Annotated in this window: 14 protein-coding genes and 2 tRNA genes; 14 read left to right on the top strand and 2 right to left on the bottom strand. The window is 62.9% G+C overall.

The window, feature by feature from the left end; translation table 11 throughout:
- Positions 1-15: 15 nt before the first annotated feature.
- The 11 genes from MST27_RS18805 to MST27_RS18755 all read left to right on the top strand — a co-directional run bounded on the left by MST27_RS18805 (position 16) and on the right by MST27_RS18755 (position 12950).
- Positions 16-1506 carry an NAD(P)H-hydrate dehydratase gene (locus tag MST27_RS18805; RefSeq protein WP_243607467.1) on the top strand — a complete coding sequence of 497 codons (1491 nt, stop codon included), beginning with the start codon at positions 16-18 and terminating at the stop codon, positions 1504-1506.
- Positions 1494-1964 carry a tRNA (adenosine(37)-N6)-threonylcarbamoyltransferase complex ATPase subunit type 1 TsaE gene (tsaE, locus tag MST27_RS18800; protein ID WP_243607466.1) on the top strand — a complete coding sequence of 157 codons (471 nt, stop codon included), beginning with the start codon at positions 1494-1496 and terminating at the stop codon, positions 1962-1964. Before MST27_RS18805 ends, tsaE begins: the two co-directional genes overlap by 13 nt.
- A 17-nt stretch (positions 1965-1981) precedes the next feature.
- Positions 1982-3397, top strand: coding sequence for an N-acetylmuramoyl-L-alanine amidase (locus MST27_RS18795; RefSeq protein WP_275973315.1), 1416 nt, complete (start codon positions 1982-1984; stop codon positions 3395-3397).
- The gene (gene mutL, locus MST27_RS18790; RefSeq protein WP_243607464.1) at positions 3394-5265 is read left to right on the top strand and encodes a DNA mismatch repair endonuclease MutL; all 1872 of its coding nucleotides are present in this window, start codon (positions 3394-3396) and stop codon (positions 5263-5265) included. The genes MST27_RS18795 and mutL overlap by 4 nt, the downstream gene beginning before the upstream one ends.
- A 52-nt stretch (positions 5266-5317) precedes the next feature.
- A complete protein-coding gene (gene miaA, locus MST27_RS18785) occupies positions 5318-6289 on the top strand; it encodes a tRNA (adenosine(37)-N6)-dimethylallyltransferase MiaA (RefSeq protein WP_243607463.1) in 972 nt (323 codons plus the stop codon).
- An 88-nt stretch (positions 6290-6377) separates the two neighbouring features.
- The gene (gene hfq / locus MST27_RS18780) at positions 6378-6632 is read left to right on the top strand and encodes an RNA chaperone Hfq (protein WP_243607462.1); all 255 of its coding nucleotides are present in this window, start codon (positions 6378-6380) and stop codon (positions 6630-6632) included.
- An 11-nt stretch (positions 6633-6643) separates the two neighbouring features.
- Positions 6644-7945 (top strand): ribosome rescue GTPase HflX, encoded by a 1302-nt coding sequence (hflX, locus tag MST27_RS18775; protein ID WP_243607461.1) that lies wholly within the window; start codon positions 6644-6646, stop codon positions 7943-7945.
- Between the two features lie 98 nt (positions 7946-8043).
- A complete protein-coding gene (gene hflK, locus MST27_RS18770) occupies positions 8044-9228 on the top strand; it encodes an FtsH protease activity modulator HflK (protein ID WP_243607460.1) in 1185 nt (394 codons plus the stop codon).
- Complete coding sequence (gene hflC / locus MST27_RS18765) at positions 9228-10100, top strand: protease modulator HflC (protein WP_243607459.1); 873 nt, start codon at positions 9228-9230, stop codon at positions 10098-10100. Before hflK ends, hflC begins: the two co-directional genes overlap by 1 nt.
- Before the next feature lie 284 nt (positions 10101-10384).
- Positions 10385-11572 (top strand): ATP phosphoribosyltransferase regulatory subunit, encoded by a 1188-nt coding sequence (locus MST27_RS18760; protein ID WP_243607458.1) that lies wholly within the window; start codon positions 10385-10387, stop codon positions 11570-11572.
- 82 nt (positions 11573-11654) lie between these two features.
- Positions 11655-12950: an adenylosuccinate synthase gene (locus MST27_RS18755; protein ID WP_243607457.1), complete on the top strand. Its 1296-nt coding sequence runs from the start codon at positions 11655-11657 to the stop codon at positions 12948-12950.
- Between the two features lie 142 nt (positions 12951-13092).
- Here the strand turns inward: MST27_RS18755 and MST27_RS18750 are convergent.
- Together MST27_RS18750 and MST27_RS18745 are read right to left on the bottom strand one after the other, a co-directional pair.
- Positions 13093-13179 (bottom strand) — tRNA-Leu (locus MST27_RS18750).
- Positions 13180-13279: 100 nt separating this feature from the next.
- A tRNA-Leu gene (locus MST27_RS18745) sits at positions 13280-13366 on the bottom strand.
- Positions 13367-13568: 202 nt separating this feature from the next.
- On the opposite strand from MST27_RS18745, the gene rnr reads away from it, so the two are divergent.
- The 3 genes from rnr (at position 13569) to MST27_RS18730 (ending at position 19179) form a co-directional block, all read left to right on the top strand.
- On the top strand, positions 13569-16094 hold the full coding sequence (rnr, locus tag MST27_RS18740) for a ribonuclease R (RefSeq protein ID WP_243607456.1): 2526 nt from the start codon (positions 13569-13571) through the stop codon (positions 16092-16094).
- Complete coding sequence (gene rlmB, locus MST27_RS18735) at positions 16091-16846, top strand: 23S rRNA (guanosine(2251)-2'-O)-methyltransferase RlmB (RefSeq protein ID WP_243607455.1); 756 nt, start codon at positions 16091-16093, stop codon at positions 16844-16846. The genes rnr and rlmB overlap by 4 nt, the downstream gene beginning before the upstream one ends.
- 176 nt (positions 16847-17022) lie before the next feature.
- Positions 17023-19179, top strand: a complete 2157-nt coding sequence (locus MST27_RS18730; protein ID WP_243607454.1) for a PAS domain-containing sensor histidine kinase — start codon at positions 17023-17025, stop codon at positions 19177-19179.
- The last annotated feature ends 153 nt before the right edge of the window (positions 19180-19332 follow it).

The raw sequence follows: 19332 nt of genomic DNA, 5'->3' as shown, positions 1-19332 counted from the left end.
ATGATCCCTGCTCCGATGACCGACTCCCTGCCCGTCGCCCTGTACAACGCCGCCCAGGTGCGCGAACTCGATGCGCGCCTGATTGCCGCCGGCACGCCCGGTTTCGAACTGATGCAGCGTGCCGCCCATGCCGCGTGGCGCGCGCTGCGCCGGCGCTGGCCTGACGAGGAATCCATCACCGTGCTTGCGGGGCGCGGCAACAATGCCGGAGATGGCTATCTGATCGCCGCGTTGGCCCGACGTGCCGGTCGTCAGGTCAAGGTCGTTGCCGTCGGCGACGCTCAGCAGTTGCAGGGCGACGCGGCGCTGGCGCGGGATGCGGCACGCGAGGCGGGCGTCGACATATGCCCCTGGGCGGACGACGTTACGCTGGAAGGCGTGTTGGTCGACGCGCTGCTGGGCACCGGCCTTTCAGGCGAGGTGCGCGATCCCTACGCGGGTGCGATCGAGCGAATCAACGCCAGCGGCCGGCCCGTGCTGGCGGTGGATCTGCCGTCGGGGCTGTGCGCGGACACCGGCAGGGCGCTCGGTGTCGCCGTTCGCGCGGATCTCACGGTAACCTTCATCGGTCTCAAGCTTGGCCTGTTCACCGCGCAAGCGCCGGACCTCGTCGGTGAGCTCGTGTTCGATGACCTTCAGGCCGACGAGACGCAGCTTGCCAGGCTGCAGGCGGCCGCGACACGCCTTTGTCCCGCTAGCCTTCCGAGGTTGGGACCCCGCCCGATGACGGCGCACAAGGGCAGTTTCGGCCAGGTACTGGTGATCGGCGGTGACCTCGGCACCGGCGGCGCCGCGCTGCTCAGCGCCGAGGCGGCGCTGCGCTGCGGTGCCGGTATGGTGAGCCTGGCGACCCGGCCGGAGCACGTTACCGCGGCGCTGGTGCGGCGGCCGGAAATCATGTGCAGCGGTGTCGAGTCCACCTACAGCCTGACGGCCCTGCTGGCGCGTGCTGATGTGCTGGTCGTGGGCCCCGGATTGGGGCAGGCGTCCTGGGGACGCAGCCTGCTTTCGTTGGCACCGGGTTTCGGCAAGCCTCAAGTGTGGGACGCCGATGCGTTGAATCTGCTGGCGACCGGCGCGGTCGAGGTGCCGCCCGACTGTCTGTTGACCCCGCATCCAGGCGAGGCTGCTCGCTTGCTGCAGTGCGATGTCGCCGAGATTCAGGCCGATCGGCCCGGTGCCGCGCGGGCCTTGGCCGAGCGTTATCGTTGCGCCGTAATCCTCAAGGGCGCTGGCACGCTGATCGCTGCGCCGGATGGTCGGCTCGCGTTGTGTGATCGCGGCCATCCGGCGATGGCCAGTGCTGGACTTGGCGACGTGCTGGCTGGGGTGGCTGCGGCCTTCCTCGCCCAGGGTCTGGCCCCCTACGAGGCGGGTTGTCTGGCCGTCTGGCTGCATGCCGCTGCCGGCGAGAGCCATGGCCGCGAAGGGCGAGGGATCGCTGCAGCCGACCTGATCACCACCATTCGCCATCTTCTTGAGGAGCAATCGCCATGCAGGATGTGATCCTGTACGCCGCTGACGAACAGGCCATGTTGGCGCTCGGGGCGCGAATCGCCAGCGCGACCGCTGGGCGCGGCGTGATCTACCTGCATGGTGATCTGGGCGCGGGAAAGACCACCCTCTCACGCGGCCTGATTCAGGGGTTCGGCCACGACGGAAAGGTGAAGAGCCCGACCTTCACTCTGGTCGAGCCCTACGAGCTGGCCGATGCTCGCATCTTTCATTTCGACCTGTATCGGCTGGCCGATCCGGAGGAGTTGGAGTTCCTCGGCATCCGGGATTATTTCGAGGGTGATGCGCTCTGCCTGGTGGAATGGCCGGAGCGCGGGGCAGGCATTTTGCCAAAGGCGGACCTGGACATTACCATTACGCCGCAAGGGACCGGCCGCAGGCTGCACCTGACGCCGCGGGGCGAGCGGGGTAACGGCTGGTGTTCCATCCTGACCGACGGCAATCAATGAACTTCATGAGGTTGGGTATGCGCATACGCGCGCTGGCAAGTGGTTTGGCATTCATGCTCGCGGCCATGCAGGTGTTCGCCGCGTCCGATGTACAGAGCGTGCGCCTGTGGCGGGCGCCGGACAATACCCGGCTGGTCTTCGACCTCTCTGGACCGGTCGAGCACAAGGTGTTCACCCTGACCGCGCCGGATCGCATCGTGATCGACGTCGATGGTGGTGAATTGCCCAAGCCGTTTGACCAGCTGCCGCTGGAGAACACCCCCATTGCCGGCCTGCGGGCGGCCAAATATGACGCCGATACCTTGCGTGTGGTGATCGATCTGTCGTCGCAGGTCGCGCCGAAAAGCTTTTCCCTCCCGCCTAACCAGCAGTATGGCCATCGCCTGGTGGTCGACCTGTTCGACAATCCCGCGGATGCTGCCAGCACGGCGAGCGTGCCCGCGACCACGACGCCCGGCAAGCCGTCTGCCCCGGTGTCGCCGACCCTGCCGTCCGTCAAGCTCCCCGCGGTGTCCGGTGGCAAGCGTGACATCGTCGTTGCCATCGACGCCGGGCACGGCGGTGAAGACCCCGGCGCGATCGGGCCGGGCAAGGTCTATGAAAAGACGGTGGTGTTGGCCATCGCCAAGGAACTGCAGCGGCAGATCAACGCGGACAAGGGCTTTCGTGCGGAGCTGGTCCGTACGGGCGATTACTTCATTCCGCTGCGCAAACGGACCGAGATCGCCCGCAAGAAGGGCGCCGATCTGTTCGTCTCGATTCATGCCGACGCCGCGCCACGTTCGGCCGCTTACGGCGCCTCGGTGTTCGCGCTGTCGGACCGCGGCGCGACCTCGGAGACCGCGCGTTGGCTGGCCGACAGCGAAAACCGTTCCGATCTCATCGGCGGCGCGGGCAACGTCAGCCTCGGCGACAAGGACCAGATGCTCGCCGGTGTGCTGCTGGACCTGTCGATGACCGCTTCGTTGTCTTCGAGCCTCAACGTCGGACAGAAAGTGCTGAGCAACATGGGTCGCATCACGCCGCTGCACAAGCGGCGTGTCGAGCAGGCCGGCTTCATGGTGCTGAAATCGCCGGACATTCCCTCGATCCTGGTCGAGACCGGTTTCATCTCCAATCCCTCCGAAGCGCGCAAGCTGCAAACCGCCTCACATCAGCAGTCGCTGGCGCGCTCGATTCACAGCGGGGTGCGGCAGTTCTTCCACGAGAATCCGCCGCCGGGCACCTATGTCGCCTGGTTGCGCGATTCGGGCAAGATCGCGGCCGGTCCACGCGAGCATGTGGTGCGCTCCGGCGAGAGCCTGGCTCTGCTGGCCGAGCGTTATCAGGTCAGCCTGCCGCAGCTGCGTAGCGCCAACAGCTTGAAAAGCGACGTGATCAAGGTTGGCCAGACCCTGAACATTCCTGCGACGACCCTGGCTGCGCAGCCATGACGGGGGCGGCACGTATCCAGTTACTGAGCCCACGGCTGGCCAACCAGATCGCGGCGGGGGAAGTCGTCGAGCGTCCGGCGTCGGTGATCAAGGAATTATTGGAAAACAGCCTGGACTCTGGCGCGACACGGATCGAGGTAGAAGTCGAGCAAGGTGGCGTCAAGCTGCTGCGGGTGCGTGATGACGGCTGCGGTATTCCCGCCGACGACCTGCCGTTGGCGCTTGCCCGGCATGCGACAAGCAAGATTCGCGATCTTGAGGATCTCGAGCGCGTCGTCAGTCTGGGCTTCCGAGGTGAGGCACTGGCTTCGATCAGTTCCGTGTCGCGGCTTACGCTTACGTCTCGCACGGCCGATGCAAGTGAAGCCTGGCAAGTGGAAACCGAAGGCCGGGACATGCAGGCACGGGTCCAGCCGGCCGCTCACCCGGTGGGTACCTCGGTGGAGGTGCGCGACCTCTTCTTCAACACCCCAGCGCGGCGCAAGTTTCTGCGGACCGAGAAGACCGAGTTCGACCATCTCCAGGAAGTCATCAAGCGCCTGGCGCTGGCCCGCTTCGATGTCGCCTTTCATCTTCGGCACAACGGCAAGGGCGTGTTGGCACTGCACCAGGCGGCGGATGCGGCGTCCCGTGCGCGTCGCGTGGCGTCGGTCTGCGGGCCGGCCTTTCTCGAGCAGGCCATGCCAATCGAAATAGAGCGCAATGGCTTGCATCTATGGGGCTGGGTCGGGTTGCCGACCTATTCCCGCAGCCAGGCGGATCTCCAGTATTTCTACGTCAACGGTCGCATGGTCCGGGACAAGTTGGTCGCGCATGCTGTACGCCAGGCGTATCGCGATGTGCTGTTCAACGGTCGGCATCCGACCTTCGTGCTTTTTCTGGATGTCGATCCGGCGGTCGTGGATGTCAACGTGCATCCGACCAAGCATGAAGTGCGCTTCCGTGACAACCGCACGGTCCATGACTTTCTCTATGGGACCCTGCATCGCGCGCTGGCAGATGTTCGGCCGGAAGATCAGCTCGCACCGGCGTCCCTCAGCGCTACCCCCTCTGTCAGTGGACTGGCGGCAGGTGAATTCGCTGGGCAAAACGAGATGAGCCTGGCCGCCAGTACGTTGGATCGGCAGTCTCCCCCAGCCTGGCGAGGGGCGGGCGCAGGCTATCAGGCGCCCAGTTCGCTTCCGACCGGCACTGTCGCAGAAGCGCAGGGCGCCTATCGCGAGTTCTTTTCGCCGTTGCCCGAGTCTCCGGCGTCGACGGTGCTGCCGGAACCCCAGGATGACGTGCCACCGCTTGGCTACGCACTTGCCCAGCTCAAGGGCGTTTACATTCTTTCGGAAAACGCGCACGGCCTGGTGCTGGTGGACATGCATGCTGCCCACGAGCGGATCATGTACGAACGGCTGAAGCGCGCGATGGCCAGTGAGGGCCTGCGCGGCCAGCCGCTGCTGGTGCCCGAATCCATCGCGGTGAGCCAGCGCGAGGCGGACTGTGCGGAAGAGCATGCGAACTGGTTCCGGATGCTCGGCTTCGAGCTGCAGCGGCTCGGCCCGGAGAGCCTGGCAATTCGTCAGGTGCCATCGTTGCTGAAACAGGCCGAGGCCACTCGGCTGGTGCATGACGTGCTGGCCGACCTGCTCGAATACGGCACCAGCGACCGCATCCAGGCGCATCTCAATGAGCTGCTCGGCACCATGGCCTGCCACGGTGCCGTACGCGCGAATCGTCGCCTTACCCTGCCGGAGATGAATGCGCTGCTGCGGGACATGGAACAGACCGAGCGCAGCGGGCAGTGCAACCATGGGCGTCCGACCTGGACGCAGATGAGCATGGGTGACCTGGACAAGCTCTTCCTGCGCGGCAGGTAACCATCCTGCCTCGTCCCGCTGCGTTCTGTAGCCCTGCCTTATCGAGTAGATGATGTCCCGATTACCACCCGCGATTTTCCTGATGGGTCCGACCGCCGCGGGGAAAACCGACCTGGCCATCGAGCTTGCCCAGGCGTTGCCCTGCGAGTTGATCAGCGTCGATTCGGCACTTGTCTATCGAGGCATGGATATCGGCACGGCAAAACCGCCCTCGGCTTTGCTTGAGGCCTTTCCGCACCGCTTGATCGATATCCGTGATCCGGCACAAAGCTACTCGGCGGCAGAGTTCGTGAGCGACGCCCGCGAGGCGATGGCGGAAATAAGCGCATCGGGACGCATCCCCTTGCTGGTCGGCGGGACCATGCTTTACTACCGCGCCTTGCTCGACGGGCTGGCCGAGATGCCCCCTGCCGATGCGCAGATACGCGCCGCGCTGGAGGCGCAGGCCGAAGCCGAAGGACTGGCCGCGCTGCACAGGCAACTCGCCGAGGTCGATCCCGAATCCGCCGCCAGGATTCATCCCAACGATCCCCAGCGGCTGGTGCGGGCGCTCGAAGTCTATCGAGTCAGTGGGATGAGCATGAGCGAGCACCGTGCACGACAGCGCGCGCAAAAAGCTGGAGCGGGCGAGTCAGAGCGCTCCATCTTGCCTTATACTGTCGCGCAGTTGTCAATTGCGCCGGCACAGAGGCAGGTCCTGCATCATCGTATCGAGCAGCGCTTCGTGCAGATGGTTGAACAGGGCTTCGTCGAAGAGGTCGAAACACTTCGTGAACGTCGCGATTTGAACCCCGAGATGCCTTCGATGCGCGCGGTGGGTTATCGGCAGGTCTGGAGTTACCTGGACGGCGACTACGCTAGGGACGAAATGCTGCAGAGGGGCGTAGCCGCTACGCGCCAGTTGGCCAAGCGTCAGCTGACCTGGCTGCGGGGTTGGGATGGGATTCACTGGCTGGAAACGTCGGCCCGCGACAATCTGCCGCGCGCATTGAAATACTTGGAATCGCTCTCCATATTGAGCTGACACTGCAATTTGACCGGCTATCCTCAGACTGGATCGGCTGTGTTTGATTCTAAAAACTAATGAAAAGATCCTCTAAGGAGTGCGGCACATGTCAAAAGGGCATTCGCTACAAGACCCTTACCTGAACACTTTGCGTAAGGAACGCGTTCCGGTTTCCATTTATCTGGTCAATGGCATCAAGCTGCAGGGCCAGATCGAATCCTTCGACCAATTCGTCATCCTCTTGAAGAACACCGTCAGCCAGATGGTGTACAAGCACGCCATCTCCACGGTCGTGCCGGGGCGCCCGGTCCGTCTGCCTGCCACAGGCGATGCCGAGCAGGCTGAGTCGGGTAACGAATAAGGGGTCAGTCTTTGTTCTTTGAACGTCCCGGTGGTGGTGAACGGGCCATCCTCGTCCATTTGGATGGCCAGGATCCAGCGGCACGTGAAGATCCTCAGGAGTTCCAGGAGCTGGCGCGGTCGGCCGGGGCGGAGACGGTTGGTTTCGTCAATGTTTCGCGTCATCAGCCGTCCGCCAAGTTTCTGATCGGCAGCGGCAAGGTCGAGGAACTCCACGACCTGGTCAAGGAGAGCGAAGTCGAGCTGGTGATCTTCAATCACACGCTGACACCCAGCCAGGAACGCAACCTCGAGCGTGCGCTCGAATGCCGCGTGCTCGACCGAACCGGGTTGATCCTGGATATCTTCGCCCAGCGGGCACGCACCCACGAAGGCAAGCTGCAGGTGGAACTGGCTCAGCTCGAACACATGAGCACCCGGCTGGTTCGGGGCTGGACCCACCTTGAGCGGCAAAAGGGTGGTATCGGGCTGAGGGGGCCGGGCGAAACCCAACTCGAAACCGACCGCCGCTTGCTGCGGGTGCGCATTCGCCAGATCAAACAGCGACTCGAAAAGGTTCGTGGCCAGCGCGAGCAGGCGCGACGGGGGCGGCGGCGCGCCGATATTCCGCTGGTCTCTCTCGTGGGCTATACCAACGCCGGTAAGTCCACGCTGTTCAACGCGCTGACCGAGTCGCAGGTCTATGCCGCCAATCAGCTGTTCGCCACGCTGGACCCGACGTTGCGTCGGCTCGAGCTGAATGATCTCGGGCCGGTCGTGCTGGCCGATACCGTCGGCTTCATCCGGCATCTTCCACACAAGCTCGTCGAGTCCTTCCGGGCCACGCTCGAAGAGTCGAGTAATGCCGATTTGCTGCTGCATGTCATCGATGCGCACGAGCCGGAACGTGACCAGCAGATCGAACAGGTGCTGGCCGTCTTGACCGAGATTGGCGCCAATGAGTTGCCCTTGCTGGAGGTCTACAACAAGGTCGACCTGCTCGAGGGTATCGAGCCGCAGATCCAGCGCAACGCTGACGGCGTTCCTCAACGCGTGTGGGTGTCGGCGCAGCAGGGGCTCGGACTGGATCTGTTGCAACAAGCCATTGCCGAGCTGTTGGGTGACGATCTGTTCGTCGGGACCTTGCGGCTGCCGCAACAGCTTGGCCGTCTCAGGGCGAAGCTGTTCGAGTTGGGCGCCGTTCAGGCGGAGGCCCATGACGAGGAAGGCGGGAGTCTGCTGGATGTCAGGTTGCAGCGCGTCGAGCTCAATCGGCTGGTCAGCCAGGCAGGCATCGACATGCAACAGTTCATTGAACAACATACTTTGCAATAAAGGGTCACGCGGGTTTTCAGCCCTTTCGTAATGGGCTTTCGGTAGCATTGGCGGGCGCGCCGTTGCGCGTCTTTTGCTTTATCTGAATGGAGAGCGCTATGGCTTGGAATGAGCCGGGTGGCAACTCGAACAACCAGGATCCCTGGGGCGGTGGTGGCGGCGGTCGTCGCGGTGGCGGCGACCAGAAGGGGCCGCCGGATCTGGATGAGGCCTTCCGCAAATTGCAAGACAGCCTGAACGGAATGTTCGGCAACAAGAAGCGCGGCGGTGGATCGTCGTCCGGTGGCGGCAGTGGCCGTCGCGGCGGTTTTGGGCTTCTCGGGGTCGGCCTCGTGCTGCTGTTGGCGGTATGGCTGTTCAATGCGATCTATATCGTGGACGAACAGGAGCAGGCCGTGGTTCTGCGCTTCGGCAAATACCACGAAACGGTCGGCCCGGGTCTGAACATTTACTTTCCGCCCTTCGATCGCAAGTTCCAGGCGAACGTGACGCGTGAGCGCTCCTACAGCAAGCAGGGTCAGATGCTGACCGAGGATGAGAACATCATCGAGGTCCCGCTCACCGTGCAGTACAAGATCAGCGACCTGCAGGCCTTCGTGCTCAACGTCGAGGATCCCGAGGCGTCGTTGCAGCACGCGACCGACAGTGCTGTCCGCCACGTGGTCGGGTCTACGGCGATGGACCAGGTGCTGACCGAGGGGCGTGAAGCCATGGCGGGCGAAGTCAAGGAGCGCCTGCAGCGGTTCCTCGACAACTACGGCACCGGCATCATCGTCACCCAGGTCAACCTGCAGAGTGCGGCGGCTCCGCGCGAAGTGCAGGAAGCCTTCGATGACGTGATCCGTGCAAGGGAAGACGAGCAGCGTGAGAAGAACCAGGCCGAGTCGTATGCCAATGGGGTTATTCCCGAGGCGCGTGGCCAGGCGCAGCGCATGCTTGAGGAAGCCAGTGGTTACCGTGATGCGGTGATTTCTCGAGCCCAGGGTGAGGCGGATCGTTTCAGCAAGCTGGTCGCCGAGTACCGCAAGGCACCGGAAGTCACCCGCGAGCGCCTCTATCTGGAAACCATGCAGGAAGTAATGAGCAACACCAGCAAGGTGCTCGTGACTGGCGAAAAGGGCCAGAACAACCTGCTCTATCTCCCGCTGGACAAGATGATCAACAGCCGCAACGACAGTTCGGATCGCTCGTCTGCCGTCTCGGCATCGGGAGCCTCGACCCAGACGACGCGGCTACCGCCAGAGCTTGATCCGCGTGAAGTGCGTACAAGGGAGGTTCGCTGATGAGTAACAAGTCTCTGACCGCCCTGATCGTCGGCGTGGTGCTGGCCATCGTGGCCTGGAACAGCTTCTACATCGTGTCGCAGACCGAGCGTGCAGTGCTGCTGCGCTTCGGGCGCATCGTCGAACCCGACGTCAAGCCGGGCATTCACGTGAAGATTCCTTACGTCAACAGTGTGCGCAAGTTCGATGGCCGGTTGATGACGCTCGATACCACGACGTCGCGCTTCCTGACATTGGAAAAGAAGGCGCTGATGGTCGACTCGTACGCCAAGTGGCGGGTGGATGATGCCGAGCGTTTCTACACCGCGACCTCGGGCATGAAGCAGATCGCCGACGAGCGTCTGGCGCGCCGTCTTGAGGCTGCCCTTCGGGACCAGTTCGGTAAGCGCACGCTGCACGAGTCGGTCTCCGGGCAGCGTGACGAGTTGATGGGGCTGGTCACCAACAGCCTGAATCGTGCGGCGCAACAGGAGCTCGGGATCGAGGTCGTGGACGTCCGCGTGAAAGGGATCGACCTGCCACGTGAAGTCAACCGCAGTGTGTTCGAGCGGATGAGCTCCGAGCGTGAGCGCGAGGCCCGCGAACACCGGGCCAAGGGTAAGGAACTCGCCGAAGGCATCCGTGCCGACGCTGATCGTCAGCGTCGCGTATTGCTTGCCGAGGCGTTCCGGGAAGCGGAAGAGCTGCGAGGTGATGGCGATGCGCAGGCTGCTTCCATCTATGCAGGGGCGTACGGCCTGGATCAGGAGTTCTACTCCTTCTACCGTAGCTTGCAGGCTTACCGCGAAAGCTTCGCCAACAAGGACGACGTGCTGGTCCTCGATCCTAATAGTGACTTCTTCCGCTATCTGGAATCTTCCACCAACCGGTGATTTGCGATGGGGGTTCATCCGGCGGGGCGTCAGCGTCGCCGGGTGACCCATCGGCAAAAGGTTGCTATGATCGCTGAGCCGGGACACTCCCGGCTTTTTTGCGTCTGGGCTTCCGATAGAGGCCAGGCGTGATCCACGCATGGTCTGCCATGTAGGCCCTAGGAATGGGGTGTGGCTGAGGCCACGGTTCAAAACGAAATCGCACGCGACCGATGGCCGGCTCTAGCTGCAGCCCGGCATTCGTCTGTTTGAATGGGTTTGCCGTATCGAGGGGTGATGGCGAAATGGCAACGTTAGACCGCTGGCTCCTGCCAGATGGAATCGAGGAAGTGCTGCCCGCCGAGGCGGCGCGCATCGAAACGGCACGGCGCCGGGTGCTGGACCTGTTTCAGCGTTGGGGCTACGAGCTTGTCATCACCCCGCATATCGAATTTCTCGAATCACTGCTGACTGGCGCGGGTCAGGATCTGGATCTCAAGACCTTCAAGGTGATCGACCCGCTGTCCGGTCGACAGATGGGGCTGCGTGCGGACATCACGCCGCAGGTAGCCCGGCTGGATGCGCATACGTTGCGCCGCGAAGGGCCAAGTCGCCTGTGCTACGCCGGTAGCGTGCTGCATGCCAAGCCGCAGGCGTTGGCAACCTCGCGCAGCCCGATCCAGCTTGGTGCCGAACTCTACGGAGACAGCAGCACCTCGAGCGATCTCGAAGTGATCAGTCTAATGCTCGAGATGCTCGAACTGGCCGACGTGCCGGACGTGCACATGGATCTGGGGCACGTGGGCATTTACCGCGGGCTTGCCCGAGCGGCAGGGCTGTCCGGCCATGCCGAGCAACAGTTGTTCGATGCCATGCAGCGCAAGGCGATGGACGAGATCGAGGCGCTGACCGCTGCGGTCGAGCCCGAGTTGGCTCGCATGCTGCGGGCATTGGCTCGCTTGTGTGGCGGTCGCGAGACGCTTGATGCCGCACGTTCGTTACTCGCCACCGCGCCGGCCGCTGTGGTCGAGTCGTTGGAAGGCCTGATTCGCATCGCTGACCAAGTGGCTGCGCGATACCCGCAATTGCCTCTTTATTTCGATCTGGGCGAGCTGCGTGGTTACCACTATCACACTGGTATCGTGTTCGCCGTCTTTGTTCCGGGCGTAGGGCAGTCCATCGCTCAGGGCGGCCGCTACGACGATATCGGCGCGGACTTCGGTCGCGCGCGACCTGCGACGGGGTTTTCAACCGACCTCAAGACCTTGGTCAGCCTGGGCAATGCCGATTTGTCTTGTCGTGCCGCGGGCGTTTGGGCGCCGTGCGGTGGAGACGCCTCGCTTTGGAGGGCGATCCGCGAACTGCGTCAGCAGGGCGAGCGGGTGGTTCAGGCGCTGGATGGTCAGGATGGTGCCTCTGCGCAGGGTGTTGGGTGTGATCGTCAATTGATGCTGCGTAACGATTCATGGGTGGTAGTGCCTCTGTCCCGCTGAGTGGTGTGGTCGGATGCGCTAGGCTGATTTTGTTTCTTTGCCGGCTAGGGCCGGCATGCTTCGCCGAAGAGGACATGGGTTTATGGGTAAGAATGTCGTGGTCCTGGGCACCCAGTGGGGTGATGAGGGCAAGGGCAAGATCGTCGATCTGCTCACTGATCAGGCGGCGGCCGTCGTCCGTTTCCAGGGTGGCCACAATGCAGGGCACACGCTCGTCATCGATGGCGAGAAGACCGTCCTTCACCTCATCCCGTCCGGCATCCTGCGCGAGAACGTGCAGTGCCTGATCGGTAATGGCGTGGTGGTCGCCCCTGACGCCTTGATGCGCGAGATCACCAAGCTTGAGGAGAAAGGCGTTCCGGTTCGCGAGCGGCTGCGCATCAGCCCGGCCTGTACGTTGATCCTGCCCTATCACGTTGCATTGGATCAGGCCCGCGAGGCGTCGCGCTCCGAGGGGAAGATCGGCACCACCGGGCGTGGAATCGGGCCGGCTTACGAAGACAAGGTCGCGCGTCGTGGCCTGCGCATCGGCGATCTGTTCAATCCCGAGCGTTTCGCCGTGAAGCTGCGCGAGCTGCTCGAATACCACAACTTCATCCTGCAGCATTTCTACAAGGTCGAGCCGGTCGATTTTCAGAAGACGCTGGATGAGGCGCTGGGATATGCCGAAATCCTCAAGCCGATGATGACGGACGTCTCTGCTTGCCTGCACAACCTGCGCAAGCAGGGCGCGCGGATCATGTTCGAGGGAGCCCAGGGTTCGCTGCTGGACATCGATCATGGCACCTACCCCTACGTGACCAGTTCCAGCACGACGGCTGGCGGCACGGCAACCGGCTCGGGCTTCGGCCCGCTGTACCTCGACTACATTCTGGGGATCACCAAGGCGTACACCACGCGCGTAGGTTCCGGTCCGTTCCCGACGGAGCTTTTTGATGAGACCGGCGCCCGCCTGGCCGAGCGTGGGCACGAGTTTGGTTCGACCACCGGTCGGGCGCGTCGTTGTGGTTGGTTCGATGCGGTAGTGCTGCGTCGGGCGATCGAAATCAACAGCGTCTCGGGCCTTTGCCTGACCAAGCTCGACGTGTTGGATGGGCTGGAAACCATCCGTATCTGCGTCGCTTACAAGGATCGCAACGGAGAGCTGCTGGTCGATGCGCCGACCGATGCGGATAGTTATCAAGGGCTGCAGCCGGTATACGAAGAAATGCCTGGCTGGAGCGAGTCCACCGTTGGAGCGAAGTCGCTCGATGCATTGCCGGCGAACGCCCGCGCTTACATCAAGCGTCTGGAGGAGCTGGTCGAGGCGCCGATCGACATCATCTCCACCGGACCTGATCGCAACGAGACCATCGTGCTGCGTCATCCCTACGCCTGATCGCGCGCGCCATGGAAAGGCCGCCTTCGGGCGGCTTTTTCGTGTCAGGGGCGTGTCGATCATGCAGGCCGTTGGCGGGCTGCCAAATAACGGTCGGGCAGAAACGAAAAAACCGAGCCATTGGCTCGGTTTTTCTGAAGAGTGGTGCCCAGGAGAAGACTCGAACTTCCACGGTGTTGCCACCGCTAGGACCTGAACCTAGTGCGTCTACCAATTCCGCCACCTGGGCACATTGCGATGATTGCTCATCGACTTTTTGTCGATTGCTGGTCGAAGCCGACTTGCTTCGTACTCGATAAGCCGAAGATGAACCTGGCTGTAAGGAGTGATGGTGCCCAGGAGAAGACTCGAACTTCCACGGTGTTGCCACCGCTAGGACCTGAACCTAGTGCGTCTACCAATTCCGCCACCTGGGCACAAAACGATGATACTTCATCGCTTACGTGTTACAACGTCAACCAGACATTGTGGGCGCGAACTATACGGGCGAGGTTATGCCTTGTAAAGCCCCGCCCGGGAAAAATAATTTGCCCGAAACCTGCCGCGCGCATGCGTTTCGCGCTTCAATAGGTATAGGGCGTTCTGCCTCTATAAATGAATGAAAGGTGACATCTCTTAATGGCCGATTGGCAATCCCTCGACCCCGAGGCCGCACGTGAAGCGGAAAAGTATGACAACCCCATCCCCAGCCGCGAGCTGATCCTTCAGCACCTGAGCGAGCGCGGCTCACCAGCGACCAGGGAACAACTGGTCGATGAGTTCGGACTGGATTCCGAAGACGATATCGAAGCGCTGCGCCGCCGACTGCGCGCGATGGAGCGTGACGGTCAGCTGATCTATACCCGGCGCGGCACCTATGCCCCGGTGGACAAGCTTGACCTGGTGTGCGGTCGCGTGAGCGGCCACCGCGATGGCTTTGGCTTCCTCATTCCCGATGATGGCAGCGACGATCTGTTTCTGAGCCCCGCCCAGATGCGCCTGGTGTTCGATGGCGACCGCTGTCTTGCGCGCGTTGCCGGGCTGGATCGTCGCGGTCGCCGCGAAGGCGCCATCGTCGAGGTGATCAGTCGTGCCCACGAGACTATCGTCGGGCGCTATCAGGAAGAGAACGGCATCGGTTTCGTCCTGGCCGACAATCCGAAAATCCAGCAGGAGGTGCTTGTCACCGCTGGACGCTCCCTGGACGCCAAGCCCGGGCAGTTCGTGGAAATCAAGATCACCCATTGGCCAACGCAGCGTTTCCAGCCGCAGGGCGACGTCATCGAGGTGATCGGTAACTACATGGCACCGGGCATGGAAATCGACGTGGCGCTGCGCAGCTTCGACATTCCCTATATCTGGCCCGAGGCGGTTGAGCGCGAGGCAGCGAAGCTCAAGCCTGAAGTCGAGGAAAAGGACAAGCAGAAGCGTATCGATCTGCGCCATCTGCCCTTCGTAACCATCGATGGTGAAGACGCGCGCGATTTCGACGACGCGGTCTATTGCGAGAAGCTCAGCGGCTGGAAGCTGTTCTCCGGCGGCTACCGCCTCTATGTCGCGATCGCCGACGTGTCGCATTACGTGAAGGTTGGTTCGGCGCTCGACAAGGAGGCCGAGCTGCGCGGCACCTCGGTGTATTTCCCCGAGCGGGTAGTGCCGATGCTGCCGGAGGCACTCTCCAATGGCCTCTGCTCGCTGAATCCCCATGTCGATCGCCTGGCCATGGTCTGCGAGATCACGCTGAACAAGTCGGGGAAGATGACCGACTACCAGTTCTATGAAGCGGTGATTCATTCCCATGCCCGCCTGACCTACAACAAGGTCAGCTGCATGCTGGAGCAGCCCGCATCCGCGGAGGGCAAGCGCCTGACTGGCGAATATGCCCAGGTGCTGCCGCATCTCAAGCAGCTTCATGCGCTGTACAAGGTTCTTCTCAAGGCACGTCACGCGCGTGGCGCGATCGATTTCGAGACCCAGGAAACCCGTATCGTTTTTGGTGCCGGTCGCAAGATCGCCGAGATCCGGCCGACGGAGCGCAACGATGCGCACAAGCTCATTGAGGAGTGCATGCTGTGCGCCAACGTGGCCACCGCACATTTCCTTCAGGACCATGGCATCCCTGGACTTTATCGGGTCCACGACGGGCCACCGCTGGAGCGTCAGGAAAAATTGCGCGCCTTCCTCGGCGAGCTCGGGCTGACCCTGCACAAGGGGAAAGAAGGGCCGACGCCGAAGGATTATCAGGCATTGCTCGAGCGCATCCAGGGTCGACCCGACTTCAACGTCATTCAGACCGTCATGCTGCGGTCGCTGAGCCAGGCGGTCTACAGCCCGAACAACAATGGTCACTTCGGGCTCAACTATGAGGCATACGCGCACTTTACCTCGCCCATTCGCCGCTACCCGGACCTGTTGATTCACCGCGCCATTCGCAGTGTGATTCGCTCTCGCCGCGAGACCTCGCATGTTCGCCGCGCGGGTGCGAGCAGCATGCCGAAGGCGCGAATCTACCCGTACGACGAGGCGTCGCTCGAGCAACTTGGCGAGCAATGCTCCATGACCGAGCGCCGCGCCGATGAGGCAACCCGCGACGTGGTCAACTGGCTCAAGTGCGAGTTCATGAAGGATCGCGTGGGCGAGAGCTTCCCGGGCGTCATCACTGCGGTGACGGGGTTCGGTCTGTTCGTCGAGCTCACCGATATCTACGTTGAAGGGTTGGTTCATGTCACGGCAATGCCGGGTGACTACTACCATTTCGATCCGCTGCATCATCGCCTGTCCGGCGAGCGCAGCGGGCGCAGCTTCCGCCTCGGTGACAGCGTCGAGGTCCGCGTCATGCGGGTCGACCTGGATGAGCGCAAGATCGACTTCGAGCTGATCGGTGGTGGCAGCCGAGTCGGCATTGCCGAACGCAATGCCACGGGCGAGCGCGAACGTAAGTCCGAGCGGCCAGCGCGCGGCAAAAAGACGAGCGGCGCGAAGGACAAGGCAGACGTCAGCGCCGAGGTGCTCAAGAGTCGGGAGATGAAAAAGGCGCTGCTTTCCGAGGCCAAAGACAAGGGAGTCGCCGGCAAGCCGAAGCGCGGCAGTTCGAAAGCGAAGGGCGAGGGTGCCACGCGTAGCAAATCGGACGCGCCACGCAGCAAGCGTAAGGCGAAGTCATGAGCGACCTGGAAAGAATCTACGGCTTGCATGCCGTAGAGGCGTTGCTTCGTCACCACCCGAAACGAGTCAAGCAGATCTGGCTCGCCGAGGGGCGTGGAGATCCGCGTGTCCAGGCGTTGCTGCAACTGGCTGGGCAAGCGAAGGTTCGCGTCGGTCAGTGCGAGCGACGTGAAATGGACGCCTGGGTCGAGGGCGTGCACCAGGGCGTGATTGCCGAAGTCAGCCCCAGTCAGGTCTGGGGCGACGCGATGCTCGATGAGTTGCTCGATCGGACTGAAGGGCCGCCATTGCTGTTGGTGCTCGACGGTGTGACCGACCCCCACAATCTGGGTGCCTGCCTGCGCACGGCCGATGCGGCCGGGGCGCTGGCGGTGATCATCCCCAAGGACAAGTCGGCAACGCTCAACGCAACCGTGCGCAAGGTGGCCTGTGGGGCTGCCGAAGTGATGCCGCTCGTCGCCGTGACGAACCTGGCTCGCACGTTGGAGAGGTTGCAGCAGCGTGGCTTGTGGGTCGTCGGGACGGCGGGCGAGGCCGAGCAGGAACTCTACGATCAGGATCTGAGCGGGCCGACGGTGCTGGTGATGGGTGCCGAGGGTAAAGGCATGCGCCGGTTGACGCGCGAGCATTGCGACTTTCTTGTGCGCCTGCCGATGGCGGGCAGCGTCAGCAGCCTCAATGTGTCGGTCGCGACCGGTGTCTGCCTGTTCGAGGCACAGCGCCAACGGCGCCGCGGTAGGCCTGCGAGCTGAAGCACCCGCCTGCGCCTTGCTCGGTGCAGGGCGTTCCGAACCAGATCGCATGCCTTGCGGTCAATTGTCGATCCCGTGCCGTCGAGGCAACCCTTGCCCTTCAGTTGCACTTGCCCGGCTCTGGTCTGGCGCATGAGCCGCATCCGGCCGTGCCAGGCTAGCATCATGGAGGTTGTATGCCGCAACGCCCGCCTTTCGAGGCCCTGTTCAGGGTTTCCCCGAACGCCTACCTGTTGCTGGATCGGGATCTGGTGATCCTCGATGCCAACGATGCCTATCTGAAACTCACCGCACGCGCACTCGACGATATCGTCGGCAAGCGTATACACGATGCTTTTTCCGCAGACCCCGACGCACCTGAGACAACGCATGTCGATGAGTTGCTGGATTCCTTTGCCCGGGTGCTGCGCACGCGAGCGGTCGACAGCCTGCCGGTGATCCGCTATTCGATCCTCGTAGGGGGCGCCCATCAGGATCGCTACTGGAGTGCGACGCACACGCCCTTGCTGGATGAGAGTGGCGAGGTTGCCACCATCCTGCAGCACACCGTGGACATTACCGAATTGCAATCGCTGAAGGAGTCACTGCGTTCGGTCGAGGCGGGAGGCCAGCCATCGCAGCAGATCGAGGCGGGGATCATGTCTCGCGCCAGGTTGATGCAGAACGAAGGCAATCAGCTTCGGCAACTCTTTGCGCAGGCTCCGGGGTTTGCCTGTTTTCTGCGCGGGCCCGACCATGTGTTCGAGTTGGCCAATGCCGCCTACGAGGCGTTGACCGGGCATCGCCCGTTGATCGGTCGCACGGTACGCGATGCGTTGCCGGAACTCGAAGGCCAGGTGTTCATCGGCTTACTGGACCAGGTCTACAACACCGGTCAGCCCTATATTGGGCGTGGCATGCGCGCCTTGATTCGACGCCACCCCGGCACCGAACCGGAGGAGGTGTACGTCGATTTCGTGTATCAACCGATCATCGAGCGCGACGGTAAGGCGTCGGGCATCTTTGTATTGGGCAGCGACGTGACCGAGCAGCATCGCAGCCAGCAGGAGCTCCAGGCGCACCGCGACCATCTCGAAGAGCTGGTTCGCGAGCGAACCCAGGAACTGGTGCAGAGCGAGTCCGAGCGCCGAACGGCGGAAGCGGCGCTGATGCAGGCTCAGAAACTCGAGGCCGTCGGCAAGCTGACCGGTGGGATCGCCCATGATTTCAACAATATGTTGCAGGTCATCGGGGGCAACCTGCAGTTGCTGCGGCGCAATCTGGGAACCGATGAAACGGCGCTCCGGCGGCTGGAGTCCGCGGTCGGTGGCGTGGAGAAGGGCGCGCGTCTGGCTTCGCAGCTGCTGGCTTTCGCCAGTCGTCAGCCCCTGCTGCCTCGGGAAGTCGATCTGGGTGAGCTGCTCGATCAGATGAGTGAACTGCTCAACGGTGCGCTGGGGCGCGCCGTGCGGCTGGATGTCGACACTCAGGCTGGGCTGTGGCCGGTCTCGGCGGACATCGGCAATCTTCAGGCGGCGATCCTTAACCTGGCGGTCAATGCCCGGGAGGCCATGGTGGGCGGCGGTGAGCTCAGGCTGCGCCTGCGCAACCAGACGTTCGATGCTGCGGCACTCGTCGGCCACCCGGATGCGGTGCCGGGGGATTATGTGGAGCTGAGCGTGATCGATCAGGGCGAAGGCATGCAGCCAGACGTCCTGTCCCGTGCTTTCGAGCCTTTCTTCACTACGCGACAGGCAAGTAACGCCTCCGGACTGGGGCTGAGCATGGTCTACGGCTTCGTCAAGCAGAGCGGCGGCTTCGTTGATCTGGAAAGTGAGGCGGGGGCCGGGACGGTGGTGCGCATCTGTCTACCGCGCGACGCCTCGGCGCCGAGCCAAGCACCCCTAGCCTCGACTGCCTCGTTTGACGAAGGTGCGAGCGCGGTGGCGGAGGCTGCGCTACCTGCATCCGGCGAGGCAGGCGTCCTGAAGATTCTCTTCGTCGAGGACGACCCGACCCTGCGCATGCTGACCGGGGAGGTGATGGAGGAGCTTGGCCATCAGGTAAGTCCATGCGATTCGGCCGAGGAAGCGCTCGAACAGCTCGCTCGACGCGAATTCGATGTGCTGCTCACCGATGTCGGCCTTGCCGGCATGAGCGGCATCGAGCTGGCGCGCCAGGCGCGGGCGCGTCATCCGTCGCTGAGTATCGTCATCGCCTCGGGCTATCCGGTCGATGCGCGCCAGGAAGGGCTGGAGGGGCTGAAGTCGATGCTCAAGCCCTACGACATCCAGCAGGTGCGCACGCTGCTTGATGGCATCCGAGACGATCGCACGGGTGGGGTGCAATGCTGAGGGGGGGCTGGTCAAACATTCACCAGATCGCCTTGCGCAGGCGGGCGCGCTTCAATAGAATTGCGCCCCTTGCCCGAACGGCAGGCGTTTTCGCGCCCCGCTGTCGGCAAGACAACATCCTGATTCACTCCTTGCCTGATCCGCGCCAAGCGG

The organism is Stutzerimonas marianensis, assembly GCF_022810315.1.
GTDB classification, from domain to species: domain Bacteria; phylum Pseudomonadota; class Gammaproteobacteria; order Pseudomonadales; family Pseudomonadaceae; genus Stutzerimonas; species Stutzerimonas marianensis.
The sequence above is the reverse complement of the archived record's forward strand: the minus strand, read 5'-3'. Positions and strand labels throughout refer to the sequence as shown.